The 13,497-nt window shown below is 43.2% G+C and carries 12 protein-coding genes; 5 read left to right on the top strand and 7 right to left on the bottom strand.

The genetic code is table 11. From position 1 onward, the window contains the following. Nucleotides 1-114: 114 nt before the first annotated feature. Both ompR and envZ read left to right on the top strand, forming a co-directional pair. Nucleotides 115-834 carry a two-component system response regulator OmpR gene (gene ompR / locus Q1K78_RS00260; protein ID WP_300173112.1) on the top strand — a complete coding sequence of 240 codons (720 nt, stop codon included), beginning with the start codon at nucleotides 115-117 and terminating at the stop codon, nucleotides 832-834. A gap of 321 nt (nucleotides 835-1,155) precedes the next feature. Beyond that, nucleotides 1,156-2,481 carry a two-component system sensor histidine kinase EnvZ gene (gene envZ / locus Q1K78_RS00255; RefSeq protein ID WP_300173499.1) on the top strand — a complete coding sequence of 442 codons (1,326 nt, stop codon included), beginning with the start codon at nucleotides 1,156-1,158 and terminating at the stop codon, nucleotides 2,479-2,481. A gap of 141 nt (nucleotides 2,482-2,622) precedes the next feature. Here envZ and Q1K78_RS00250 read toward each other — a convergent pair whose 3' ends face one another. After that, nucleotides 2,623-4,014, bottom strand: a complete 1,392-nt coding sequence (locus Q1K78_RS00250; RefSeq protein WP_300173109.1) for a nucleobase:cation symporter-2 family protein — start codon at nucleotides 4,012-4,014, stop codon at nucleotides 2,623-2,625. A gap of 186 nt (nucleotides 4,015-4,200) precedes the next feature. Beyond that, nucleotides 4,201-4,890, bottom strand: a complete 690-nt coding sequence (locus tag Q1K78_RS00245; protein WP_300173107.1) for a ComF family protein — start codon at nucleotides 4,888-4,890, stop codon at nucleotides 4,201-4,203. A gap of 68 nt (nucleotides 4,891-4,958) precedes the next feature. Between Q1K78_RS00245 and bioH the strand changes: the two genes are divergently transcribed. Continuing rightward, entirely contained in the window at nucleotides 4,959-5,744 is a 786-nt protein-coding gene (gene bioH, locus Q1K78_RS00240) for a pimeloyl-ACP methyl ester esterase BioH (protein ID WP_300173104.1), read from the top strand. Between the two features lie 34 nt (nucleotides 5,745-5,778). After that, nucleotides 5,779-6,258, top strand: a complete 480-nt coding sequence (locus Q1K78_RS00235) for an ATP-dependent Lon protease (protein WP_300173101.1) — start codon at nucleotides 5,779-5,781, stop codon at nucleotides 6,256-6,258. Nucleotides 6,259-6,470: 212 nt separating this feature from the next. Here the strand turns inward: Q1K78_RS00235 and Q1K78_RS00230 are convergent, their stop codons facing one another. The 5 genes from Q1K78_RS00230 to coaBC all read right to left on the bottom strand — a co-directional run bounded on the left by Q1K78_RS00230 (nucleotide 6,471) and on the right by coaBC (nucleotide 12,554). Next, nucleotides 6,471-8,807, bottom strand: a complete 2,337-nt coding sequence (locus Q1K78_RS00230; protein WP_300173099.1) for a Tex family protein — start codon at nucleotides 8,805-8,807, stop codon at nucleotides 6,471-6,473. Between the two features lie 313 nt (nucleotides 8,808-9,120). Continuing rightward, nucleotides 9,121-9,588 (bottom strand): transcription elongation factor GreB, encoded by a 468-nt coding sequence (gene greB / locus Q1K78_RS00225; RefSeq protein ID WP_300173096.1) that lies wholly within the window; start codon nucleotides 9,586-9,588, stop codon nucleotides 9,121-9,123. 20 nt (nucleotides 9,589-9,608) lie between these two features. Then, entirely contained in the window at nucleotides 9,609-10,547 is a 939-nt protein-coding gene (locus Q1K78_RS00220; RefSeq protein ID WP_300173093.1) for a Kdo(2)-lipid IV(A) acyltransferase, read from the bottom strand. Between the two features lie 23 nt (nucleotides 10,548-10,570). After that, complete coding sequence (gene slmA / locus Q1K78_RS00215) at nucleotides 10,571-11,161, bottom strand: nucleoid occlusion factor SlmA (RefSeq protein WP_300173090.1); 591 nt, start codon at nucleotides 11,159-11,161, stop codon at nucleotides 10,571-10,573. A gap of 160 nt (nucleotides 11,162-11,321) precedes the next feature. Continuing rightward, nucleotides 11,322-12,554, bottom strand: coding sequence for a bifunctional phosphopantothenoylcysteine decarboxylase/phosphopantothenate--cysteine ligase CoaBC (gene coaBC / locus Q1K78_RS00210; RefSeq protein ID WP_300173087.1), 1,233 nt, complete (start codon nucleotides 12,552-12,554; stop codon nucleotides 11,322-11,324). Between the two features lie 226 nt (nucleotides 12,555-12,780). Between coaBC and radC the strand changes: the two genes are divergently transcribed. Continuing rightward, complete coding sequence (radC, locus tag Q1K78_RS00205) at nucleotides 12,781-13,455, top strand: DNA repair protein RadC (protein ID WP_300173084.1); 675 nt, start codon at nucleotides 12,781-12,783, stop codon at nucleotides 13,453-13,455. Nucleotides 13,456-13,497: the final 42 nt, after the last annotated feature.

The following is a 13,497-nucleotide window of genomic DNA, read 5'->3' as shown; positions in this document are numbered from 1 at the left end:
TTGAAGCTGTTACATAAAAAGTAACAATTTAACCTCTCATTATTTATGAAATAGCACTTCATTTGCCTAAAGTTACGCGTAAACTGAAATAAGTTCTATATTGAGGTTAAGCCCATGCAAGAAAAGCATAAGATTATAGTTGTTGATGATGATGCTCGTTTGCGTTCGTTACTGGAACGTTATTTATCAGAGCAAGGCTTTCAAGTACGTAGTGTTGCAAATAGCGAACAAATGGATCGTCTATTAGCTCGAGAAACCTTTCACTTAATGGTATTGGACTTAATGCTACCGGGTGAAGATGGATTATCTATCTGTCGTCGTCTGCGCAGTAACAATAATACGCTACCTATTTTAATGCTAACGGCAAAAGGCGATGAAATTGATCGCATTGTTGGTTTAGAAGTCGGTGCAGACGATTACTTACCAAAACCATTTAACCCACGTGAACTGCTGGCCCGTATTCGTGCAGTTTTACGTCGTCAAGTAACAGAAGCACCAGGTGCACCAAGTGCAGAAGATAAAGTGGTTGAGTTTGGTGAGTTTCGCTTAAATTTAGGAACACGTGAAATGTTCCGCAATGAAGAGCCAATGCCGCTAACATCGGGCGAATTTGCGGTACTTAAATCACTTGTGACGAATATGCGTGAACCAATGTCGCGTGATAAGTTGATGAACATGGCGCGTGGTCGTGAGTATTCAGCAATGGAACGCTCGATTGATGTTCAAATTTCTCGTCTTCGTCGTATGCTTGAAGTTGACCCTAGCCGCCCTCGTTATATCCAAACGGTATGGGGATTAGGCTACGTGTTTGTACCGGATGGTGCCGAAGCGTAGAGCAAAAGCGGAAGATCTAGAATTTAGATCGTCGTGATTGAAGCGTGTAAAATACAGTTCCCTCCCCTTAATAAGGGGAGGGCTAGGGAGGGGTTATTGCGATAAAGGTAGAATTGAGTTCATAGTTAACTTTATTTATTTGCTGTTAGTTCTAGACCCCCTCCCAGCCTCCCCCTTAGTAAGGGGGAGGAGCTAAAAGCCAAAAGCCAAAAGCCAAAAGCGAGTATATCTGGAACCTAGAATTCACCACACCAACCATACTTGCTCTTACTAGTTTCTAGCTAGCGCAGCGTATAGCCTCTAGCTCTCTTCAAATTCATCATCAAACAGAGAACTCCCATGAAAAGTACCTTCGCCAGAACACTTTTACTCCTTGCCTCACTCCTAATCGCCAGTCAAATATTCTCTTACCTTGCGGTATTTAACTACGCTTTATTACCAAGCTTGCAGCAATTCAACCGTATTCTCGCTTATGAAGTGCGCTTAATGTTAGCAGAAGATGTCACTCTAGAAGATGGCGAAAGTGTGCAGTTAGGCCAACCATTGCGTCGTCAGCTATTAGAACAATTAGGCGTAAGCATTCATGATGAACATGATCCTGAAATGAGGGAGTTTTTCCAAGCAAGTCCGGTTGAATTTTTAAGTGAAGAGATGACGCGAGAGCTAAATTCACCAACAGAAGTGCGTTTGATTCTAGGAGCAGACAGTTACGTTCTATGGATGAAGACGGAAGCAATGCCTGAGTTTTATATGCGGATCCCGCTTTCGGAACTGCAAGAAGAAGATTTTGCCCCCTTATTTAGAAACAGTTTATTCATCGCTTTGTTAGTGATCTTGGGTGGGTGGGCATTTATACGCATTCAGAACCGGCCATTGATGGCATTGCAAACCGCCGCACGTAAAGTAGGTAAAGGAGAGATCCCAGAACCACTACCAGAAAAAGGTGCCTCAGAAATTCAAGCCGTGACTCGGGCCTTTAATCAGATGGCGAAAGGAATTCAGCAGCTAGAGCAAGATAGGGCCTTACTAATGGCAGGGGTGAGTCATGATATTCGAACCCCATTGACTCGCATTCGTTTAGCAACTGAAATGATGTCGCCACAAGACGATTATCTCGCAGAAAATATGATTAAAGACACCGAAGAGTGTAATGATATCATCGGTCAGTTCATGGATTATCTCAAACCAGTAGCAAAACAAGATTTTATCGATGTAGACATCAACACCATCGTTAACGAAGTGATTTTGGCTGAAGGCGGTTATGAGCGTGAGATCAAGACGAACTTAGCTGATATACCTCAATCTGTGCATGGTAATGCGATTGCGATTAAACGGGTGATCACTAATTTAGTCGTTAATGCGATCCGTTATGGTGGTGATTGGATTGCAGTATCCACTCGCGTTTCTGCTGACCATAAAACCGCATGGATTATTATTGAAGATAATGGCCCTGGGATTGATGAGGCTCAATTAGAATCGGTGTTTGAACCTTTTACGCGAGGTGATACAGCACGAGGAAGTGAAGGCACAGGTTTAGGCTTGGCGATCGTAAAACGTATTGTCGGTCAGCATCAAGGTGAAGTGAGTTTAGCGAATCGCCGAGAAGGTGGTTTGACGGTTCAAGTGATGTTTCCGCTTGGGAAATAGAGACTATACGCTACGCTAACTAGACCGCTTTGCTTGCAGCGTGCGCAATACAGTTCCCTCCCCTTACTAAGGGGAGGGTTAGGGAGGGGTCATTGCGATAAAGGTAGAGTTGAATTCATAGTTAACTTGATTTATAAGCTGTTAGATCTTCGCTTCTTCCTTCTCCTCCTCAAACACTTCACAGCTTGGAAGAATAATATTCAGAAGAATCGCGGTCACACCACCCGCCGTTACACCTGATGAGAAAATGTTTTTAATCATCTCCGGCATAAACTGAAGAATTTCAGGTTTCTGTGCCAAGCCAAGTCCCATAGAGAAAGACATCGCCATGATTAAGATTGCGCGACGATCTAATTCAACACGAGAAATAATACGCACACCAGCAGCAGCAATCGTACCGAACATCACAATCGTAGCACCACCAAGAACAGGCTCAGGAATGATTTGAACCATGCTTGCCACTCCTGGGAATAAACCAAGGATAACTAACATACCTGCAATGAAGTAACCAACGTAGCGGCTTGCGACACCGGTTAGCAAAATCACGCCGTTGTTTTGGCTGAATGTTGAGTTAGGGAAACTGTTAAACGCTGCGGCAATGGCTGAGTTAATGCCATCGGCTAATACGCCACCTTTAATACGCTTCATGTAAACCGGGCCTTTTACTGGCTGACCTGATACTTCAGAGGTTGCGGTAATATCACCAATCGCTTCCAAAGCGGTGATTAGAAAAATGAGAACCAGAGGAATAAACAGAGACCAATCAAAGCTTAGGCCATATTGCATTGGAATAGGTAGGGCGATTAAGTCAGCCTCATGATTCATACTGGTATTTAACATCCCCATAGCCCATGCCGCTACTGTACCTACGCCCATAGCGATAACGATTGATGCCATGCGCAAGTAAGGGTTAGTCGAACGGTTAAGTACCACAATAATAAGCAGAACCGTACCAGCAAGCGCTAATTTATCTAGGCTACCAAAAGTACCATCACCCATTGCAGAGTAACCACCACCCATCGACACTAGGCCAACTTGGATAAGCGTTAAACCTATCAAGGTAACTACAATGCCAGAAACCAGTGGAGTAATGATTTTTTGAGCGTATTCAAGAACGCGAGATAAGAAGATTTCCGCAGTTGAAGCCACTAAGATAGTACCAAAAATGGCAGCCATCATGGTTGGAACATCAGCGCCACCCGCTTTAAGCGCCAGACCTGCACCAATGATTGGACCTAAGAAGTTAAAGCTTGTGCCTTGAACAGAAAGAAGACCTGAACCAATTGGGCCAAAGGTTTTGATTTGAATAAAAGAAGAAATACCAGAAGCGAATAAAGACATACTAATGATGGTATTAGTTTCAGCAGCAGGAACACCAAGCGTCTGACAAATGATCAGAGAGGGCGTAATAATAGCGACAAACATCGCCAATAAATGCTGAAGAGCAGCAAATAAAGTGTGCGGTAGCGGTGGGCGCTCATCTAACTGATAAATAAGTTCAGATGGTCTTGTAGTGCTGTTTTTAACGGTCATGGCCGATATTCCTAATTGTCTAACGTTGTCTTCATGGTTCGCTGAATGGGAGCATGAAGTGAGAAGGCGTCAATCTGTGATTGCTGTTAATCAGAACCTGTCTCGATAGGGGTTGATTGATTAAAATGAGTGATTAATCAATTGGGACAGGATTCTATAGATAAAAAACCAAAAAGCAATCGTTTGCTAATTATTTTTACTCCGCCCCGTTCGACAAATCGTATACACATCAATTCGCTCAACGCCTGCTTTTCTTAACTCCACACACAACAAATTAATCGTCGCGCCAGTTGTCACAACATCATCCACAATCGCCACGTGTTTTTCCTTAATCGGCTTCATTACCTTAAAAGCACCAAGAAGATTCGTTTGGCGAAAAGATCGTGATAATCCCTGTTGAGGACGAGTGGCTTTGATCCGCTTTATGATTTTTGTATCACAACGAGTGAGGTGTTTTTTATCGCTCAATTCCCTTTCTAATGTCCATCCTAAATGATCGCTTTGGTTATAAGAACGCCACCACAATCGTTTCCAGTGTAAAGGGACAGGGATAATCAGCGGAGCGGGTTCAGCAATGTGTTTACTGAGCAATACACCCAAATCTTGAGCTAACCAAAACTGTTGGGCATATTTCAATTTACCGACGTATTCCCTTAATGGGTCGATATAATCACTAACGCAAAACAAGCGGTCCCATTGTGGTGGATGGGTTAAACACTCGCCGCACACTTCAGTGTCGTGTTCAGTTTGCAAGCCACATTGCTGACATCGGGGAGGGGTTGGAATTAAAGCAATACAGCGTTGGCACCAAATCGTTTCAGAGGGCGGCATAGCGAGACGACAGTGATCACAATGGCTTACGCTGAAACTTTGCATTGACCTTCTTAGTAACCTGATGAACACTTAACCACCCACTATTAATTAAATACGAATAGGCAGTGTAGATGACAGCCCCTCTTTATTGGCAAACGGAAGGCGAAGGTTCCGATCTGGTTCTCATTCATGGATGGGGAATGAACGGAGCAGTGTGGCAGCCGATTGTTGAGAAACTAAGCTCGCAGTATCGAGTTCATACGGTTGATTTGTCAGGTTATGGATACAGTGCCGAGTTAGGCAGTGCTGATTTTGATGAGATGGTGCAGCAAGTTCTCTCTCAAGCGCCTAAAAAAGCCGCGTGGTTAGGTTGGTCTTTAGGTGGGTTAATTGCGACTCAAGCCGCGTTAGTTTCACCAGAACGAGTCAGTCAGTTAATTACGGTTGCGAGTTCACCACGTTTTGCTGCTGAGAAAGGGTGGCGAGGTATTAACCCAATAGTGCTGTCTCAATTTACCGAGCAATTAAAAGCAGATTTCACACTAACCGTTGAACGCTTTATGGCGTTGCAAGCGATGGGCAGCCCAAACGCCAAGCAAGACATTAAACAAGTTAAACGCGCCGTGTTTTCAAGACCAGCCCCAAATCAGAGTGCCTTAGCTACAGGTTTAACGATTTTGGCCGATATAGACCTACGAGAGCGTCTATCTCAATTAACAATGCCAGTATGCCGAATGTATGGTCGTTTGGATGGATTAGTGCCGATTAAAGTCGCACATGATATGGATGAGTATATCCCTCATTCAACCAAAGTCGTATTTGAACAAGCCTCGCATGCCCCTTTTATTTCGCACAGTGATGAATTTATCGCTGAGTTACATCGTTTTTTGCAGCGGGAAGATGAGTGTTTAATTTAACTTTCTGCTCAGTTTTACGATAAGGAAACGCTTTATGAACTTTTCACTTAACAGTATTAGTGTGCCGCTTATTGCACCCTCTGTTAACTTGCCAACAGAACAAGTAGCACGTGAAAATCGTATAAAAAAACCGGTTACGCCAACGACAAAGATGAGTAAAACCACGTCTGAAAAAGCAATTAAAGGTGATGATAAGCAGCATAAGCGTGATTCATGGGAGCCATCAGATCATCCCGGTTATGATGTGATGGAAGAGAAAAAAGAGACTAAACCTCACATTGGTACACTGTATGATATTGATGATAATTTGGCACGGTTAGCACGCTTATTATCAATTGATACCTATGCACAAGGCCAAGAAACGGGTTACACCATGCGTTTTAATTTGCCAAAAGAGTTATTAGATAAATTGGCAGAGATGGGAAGAATGGTGCGCCGTAGGAGCGTGATCAGTTTTCATTATGATAAAGCGGTGGTGCCGAATAATCCGTCAGATATATTGGCGGTGCTTTGAGGTCAGAGACCAGAGACCAGAGACTATACGCTGCGCTAACTAGAACGCTTCGCTTCTATAAGAGCAAGAAGCGAAGGGGCCAGATTTCAGAGGTGATCGCTGAAATAACAGCGATTATGATACTGTTCCCTCCCCTTAATAAGGGGAGGGTTAGGGAGGGGTTGTTGCGATACAGGTAGAATTGAATACAAATCTACCTTGATCGTACGCTCTTACTTCTTCGCCTTCGCAAACGCCGCAGCAAACGCTCCACCCATCGCCGCATTACCAGCATCATTATTTGAATGTTGCTGTCTTGCAGGAGAAGAAGATCGTGGCGCTTGAGTGCGTTCATTGTGTTGCTGTGGTTTATTTGATTGGCGTTGAGGACGATTATCTTCCCCTGGAGTATCATTCAAGCGCATAGTTAGAGCGATACGCTTACGTTGAGCATCAACTTCCATCACTTTCACTTTCACGATATCGCCGGCTTTAACTACTTCACGTGGGTCAGAAACAAACGTATCGCTCAATGCTGAAATATGAACCAAACCATCTTGGTGCACACCGATATCAACGAACGCACCAAAGTTTGCCACGTTCGAAACCACACCTTCCAATATCATTCCTAATTCAAGATCTGATACCGTGTTAACGCCTTCAGCAAACGTCGCTGTTTTAAACTCAGGACGCGGATCTCGACCCGGCTTATCAAGCTCTGAAATAATATCTGTTACGGTTGGTAAACCAAAATCGGCACTGATGTAATCGTTCGCAGCAACAGAGCGTAAAAACTCGGTATTACCAATAATCGCATCAATTGCTTTGCCATTTTTCTCAGCAATGGTTTTTACTACAGGGTACGCTTCAGGGTGAACCGCTGAAGCATCTAATGGATTTTTACCATTCATAACACGTAAGAAGCCCGCACATTGTTCAAACGCTTTTGGCCCTAAACGCGCTACTTTTTTCAATGTAGTACGGTTTTCAAAGCGACCATGTTCATCACGGTAATCAACAATGTTTTGCGCTATTGTCGTCGATAAACCAGCAACTCGCGTCAATAGTGCAGAAGATGCGGTATTAACATCAACACCGACGGCATTTACACAGTCTTCAATTACCGCATCTAGCTTCTTCGCTAATTGGCTTTGGCTAACATCGTGTTGATATTGGCCCACACCGATCGCTTTTGGATCGATTTTAACTAACTCCGCCAGTGGATCTTGTAGACGACGAGCGATAGAAACCGCACCACGAATAGACACATCTAAATCTGGGAACTCTTTTGCGGCTAGTTCAGAGGCCGAGTACACAGATGCACCGGCTTCACTCACGATAATTTTGGTTGCAGACAAGCCTGATTTTTTCAGTAAATCACCCACAAAGGCATCGGTCTCACGAGAAGCAGTACCATTACCAATCGCAATCAAATCGACATTGTGACGTTTGATTAAGGTTTCGATAATCTGTGCAGATTGCGCTATTTTGTTATGAGGTTGGTTTTGATAAATGGTATCTGTTGCTAACACTTTACCCGTTGCATCAACCACTGCGACTTTAGTGCCGGTACGTAAACCAGGATCTAAACCTAGTGTGGTTTTAAGACCCGCAGGGGCGGCCATTAATAAGTCTTTAAGATTGGTAGCGAATACATCGATGGCTTCGTTTTCAGAGCGCTCTTTAAGGCCGCCCATTAACTCAGTTTCCATGTGCATCAGGATCTTAATGCGCCATGCCCAGCTGATCACTTGCTTACGCCATGCATCCGCAGGTTGAGAACCTAAGGTAATACCGTAATGGTTAGCAATAATGATTTCACAGTAAGAACCACGAACGCTTTCTTCTTGAGTCGGATCGGCATTGATAGCCAATTGTAAGAAGCTTTCGTTACGACCACGCAGCATGGCTAAGGCTCGGTGCGACGGTATTTTAGTTAATGGCTCATGGTAATCAAAGTAGTCTTTAAACTTCTCGCCAGCGAGCTCTTGGCCTGCGACCATTTTAGAGACAAGCTCGGCATTGTGGGTTAGGTAGTTACGAACTTTCTCTAGAAGGTTAGCGTCTTCCGCCATACGTTCCATCAAAATAGCACGAGCACCGTCTAATACCGCTTTAGTGTCTGCGAAACCATTCTCTGCATTGACATAAGCGTGAGCAGCATCTTCAGGGGTATTTTCAGGTTGAGTCCACAACAAATCAGCCAGCGGTTCAATACCTGCTTCAATCGCAATTTGCCCTTTAGTACGGCGCTTACGTTTGAAAGGTAGGTATAAATCTTCAAGACGAGTTTTACTGTCAGCGGCAAGGATCTCACGCTCTAGTTCAGGCGTTAATTTTTCTTGTTCTTTGATCGATTTTAAAATTGATTTACGACGGTCATCCAACTCTCGTAAATAAGTTAGACGAGTGTCTAGGGTACGAAGTTGAGTATCATCGAGCCCTTCAGTTACTTCTTTACGGTAACGAGCAATAAATGGAATCGTGCTGCCTTCGTCAATCAATTTAACAGCAGCGGCAACTTGTTGAGGGCGAACGTTAAGTTCTTTAGCAATTATATTTATTATCATTTTGATTCTTTTATTTGTTAAAAATTTTTAAGAGTAAAGCGAGGTTTCAGGAAGAGCGTAGAAGTGCTGCTTTCAGCTCCTCCCCCTTAATAAGGGGGAGGTTGGGAGGGGGTCAAAGCTCACAACGTATGATCAAGTTAACGATGCACTCGATTTACCTTCATTGTAATAACCCCTCCCTAACCCTCCCCTTATTAAGGTGAGGGGACTGTATATTGCTCGCTGTAATTTCAGCATTCACTTCTGAACTATGGTATTCGCTTTTCCTGAAACCTTTAGGCGAAGCCGTCCTGCTCTTCCTTGTCTCTGCTCTTCAATACCTAATCGAATTTACAAACCACTCTTTATCTCCCTCAGGCGTTTTTACTACCGCTTCTTCATCGACTTCTTTCTTGATGAGCGCACGAGCCATTGGAGAATCGATTGAGATGTAATCATGACGACCAAAAATTTCATCGGGGCCGACAATGCGAAAAGAGAGGGTATCGCCTTGTTCGTTTTCAATTTCAACGAACGCACCGAAAAAGATTTTCCCATCTTGCTGAGGAGAGTAATCGACCACTTTGACTTGGTCTAAACGCTTACGCAAATAGCGTACACGACGGTCGATTTCACGCAGACGTTTTTTATTGTATTGGTAATCCGCATTTTCACTGCGATCACCCAAGCTCGCCGCCCAAGTCACTTTTTTTGTGACTTCGGGGCGATCTTCTTTCCATAGAAACGTGAGTTCATCTTGCAGCTTATTGAAGCCCTCACGTGTGATTAAATTGGTTTTCATTAATCTATCCTGACAAACAATTATTCGTAGCGAATGCCTTTTCTGATGCTTGGGTCTTCCATGGTTTTAAACCGTTTGTGTAGCCACATCCATTGAGGAATACCACGGAGAATGACACGCTCAACGGCTTTATTCATTACCGTTGCAACACCCGTGGGATCTTTCTTCGGAAATTGATCGCTGATGTCATGATCAATTTGCAGATGATAATTATTGTAGGTTCTGAATCCAGATACAGTAACGACAGCGCATTGACTGGCACTGACCAAAATATCAGAGCCAATAGTAGTACAAGCATCTGGAACGGCAAAGAAAGGCACAAATACCGATTTATTGCGATTGTAGTCGTGATCTGGCAAATAACAAACTCGCTCACCATTACGTAATTTGCTAATCATGCCTTTTACGTCTTTACGATCGATGGCTTGATTTCCGTGACTCGTACGGCCCCAATACTGAATAAAATCGTAAGCTGGGTTGTTGTGAGGTCGATAAACGCCGTAGCCCGGAGAGACTCCAGCCATTGCTCGACAAGTTAACTCAAGGTTGAGTGCGTGAACAATAACGACCAATACGCCTTTGTTTTGTTTTTCAAAATCTAATAGATATTGAACATTCTCATAGCTAAAGTGCTTTTCTATACGCCAATCTGGCCATACCCACGCCATGCCAGTTTCAAAAATCGCTAATCCTGAGTTTTTGAAATTCTCAATAACAATGGTTTCTCGCTCAGATGGCGTCATTTCAGGGAAAGCTAACTCAAGGTTACGACGAGCGATATGAGCACGAGATTTACTCACGGTTAATCCAAGAAATCCTAATCCTCGAGCTAATTTATAGGTCGCTTTATAAGGAAGAATTGTAACGATAGTGAACAAAAGTCCAAAGCCCAACCATACCCCCCAATATTTAGGATGAAGAAGAGAGTAAGAGAATATAGGGGCTTGATATTTTGACATCATGAACCTGAGTTATGTAAAAATTATTGGATTTGAGCACTTAATAGCGCCCAATATTCATTAAAATTAGCGGTGGGTTGATATTTAAAATCAGAACGAACGAAACGACAGAAGCTACCTTCGATTTGACCAACAAGTTGTGCCGCTAAAATAGCCTCATCAACAGGGAATGCTTTGCCTTCTCGAAGCATGCGCTCACGCAGTATTTGTTTGAATTGCAGCTCAATACGTTCAAAAATTTGATTAATACGCTCGCGCAGACGTTCATTTTCAAACATTAATGCGTGACCTGTCATAATTCGAGTTAACCCCGGATTACGCTCAGCAAACGCCAGTAACAGCTTTAATAATAGCTCAATGCGTTTTAGGGTATCTTTTTCGTCTTCGATAATGCGATTGATGCGAGAGAAGAGTGATTCTTCAATAAACTCAATCAAACCTTCAAACATTTTCGCTTTACTTGGAAAGTGACGATACAACGCCGCTTCCGATACGCCCACTTGCTTAGCGAGTTTAGCCGTTGTGATGCGAGAAGCCCCTTCATTGGACTCTAGCATTTCGGCTAGCGCTTGTAATATTTCATCACGACGATTTATTTTTTTTGTTGTCGTCATTGTGGTTCCTTTGTTTTTTTAATTTGATGGTTCTTAATTATTTTTTGAAACTAGAAACTAGAAACTAGAAACTAAAAGTGCATGTATGGCTGCTTTGGTTATGCATTCTATCAATTTTAGCTCTTTTGCTCTTATAGGAGCGAAGCGGTCTAGTCTCTAGTCAGCACAGCGTATAGCCTCTAGCCTCTAGTCTTTCAACTATCTCTAACATAATCGCCTTACCCAACTCCGATTTCATCGCTAACGGTAAAGCTTTATCGCCATCTTTCCAATACAGATGAAGCGCATTGTCATTACTATTAAAACCTTGCCCCTCAATAGAGACATCATTGGCGCAGATCATATCTAGATTTTTACGCTCTAATTTACCACGCGCATACTTTTCTACTTCTTGCGTTTCAGCAGCAAAACCAACCGTAAATGGGCGCTGCTTCGTCATTGCAGCAACAGACGCGACAATATCAGGGTTTTTCACCATTGTAATGGTCATACCATCTTCATCGGCCGTTTTTTTCATTTTTTGAGTCGCAATCTGACTCGGTCGGAAATCAGCAACAGCGGCACACGCAATAAAAATAGAATGTGACGCTGAGTGACTCATCACCGTACTGTGCATTTGCTCTGCGCTTTCAATATCAATACGCTCGACATTAGCAGGCGTGGCTAAATTGACAGGGCCACTAATTAGAGTGACTTTTGCGCCCAATTTTGCAGCGGCATCGGCAATCGCAAAGCCCATTTTTCCTGAACTGTGGTTTGAGATATAGCGAACCGGATCAAGCGCTTCGCGAGTCGGACCTGCCGTGATTAATAAAGAGTGACCATAAAGTGATTTATCCGCATCTTTTTGAAAAAAATCTTCACATAAATGCACAAGCTCCATGGGTTCAAGCATTCTGCCCATACCCACATCACCACACGCTTGTTGACCAGCCGCTGGCCCCCAAATATGCATACCACGGCGAGATAAAGTCGCAATGTTCTCTTGAGTCGCTAGATTGGCGTACATTTGTTGATTCATCGCAGGAGAAACGGCAATAGGAGAGTCCGTCGCTAAAACCAAGGTTGATAACAAATCGTTACCCATGCCAGCCGCCATTCTTGCGATTAAATCCGCAGTGGCTGGTGCCAGTAAGACAATATCAGCCCACTTAGCTAATTCAATGTGCCCCATTGACGCTTCTGCCGCAGGATCTAATAAACTGTCAGCAACGGGATGACCCGAGACGGCTTGCATCGTTAATGGCGTAATGAATTCTTTTGCTGCGTTTGTCATTACAACACGAACTTCCGCTCCATGTTCAATAAGTCGACGGGTTAACTCTGCGCATTTATAAGCAGCAATACCGCCACTAATACCAAGAAGGATTCGTTTCCCAGAGAGAGATGCCATGACACTAATAACCTTATATAAGTGGATTCACCGTAATGGCCTAACCATATCATAATTTTTTTTTATAGTGATGTACTTCAATCGGGAATTAGCATGAGTAAATAGGTAAATGAGAAAAAACATAATTGCAATCAAGCTTTGAACTCAGCCGAAGGGTAATGAATCAAAAGGGCGTAAGGGAAGTATTGATCGTAACCTATTTGGCTATTCCACAATACGAGTGCCTATGTCTTTAATGAATTTACCGCAAGAGTCACGTCCTAGAGAGAAGTTACTCGCACGAGGGCCAAAGTCATTAACCGATGCCGAGCTATTAGCTATTTTTTTAAGAACAGGCATTAAAGGCATGAATGCCATTGAGTTGGCGGATACGTTATTAAAAGAATTTGGGTCATTAAGGAAGATCTTAGGGGCGAATGAAAGTGAATTTTGCAGTCATAAAGGGTTAGGCTCAGCAAAATTTGCCCAGTTACAAGCCGTGGTGGAAATGACGGAACGCTATTTGTTTGAAAAAATTGAGAAGCAAGATGCTTTAACGAGTCCAGAGCATACTAAACGTTATTTAACCCGAATATTAAGAGACCGACATCGAGAAGCGTTTTATGTTCTCTTTCTCGATAATCAACATCGGGTACTTAAAGGAGAGGTGTTATTTGAAGGAACAATTGATGCTGCCGCGGTTTATCCGAGAGAAGTTGTAAAAAGATCGATAGATTATAATGCAGCCGCCATCATTTTAGCGCATAATCACCCTTCCGGCGTTGCCGAACCAAGTCAAGCTGACCGAAGGATAACAAAACGTATCTCAGATGCAGTAGAATTGGTAGATATTCGAGTCCTTGATCATTTTGTGATCGGTGATGGAGAAATAGTCTCTTTTGCCGAAAGAGGCTGGATTTGAGTGTTTTTTTAAGCGATTGAATAAAAAAAACACAAAAAACAG

The sequence above is a fragment of the uncultured Aliivibrio sp. genome, from assembly GCF_946479765.1.
Taxonomy (GTDB): Bacteria; Pseudomonadota; Gammaproteobacteria; order Enterobacterales; family Vibrionaceae; genus Aliivibrio.
The sequence above is the reverse complement of the archived record's forward strand: the minus strand, read 5'-3'. Positions and strand labels throughout refer to the sequence as shown.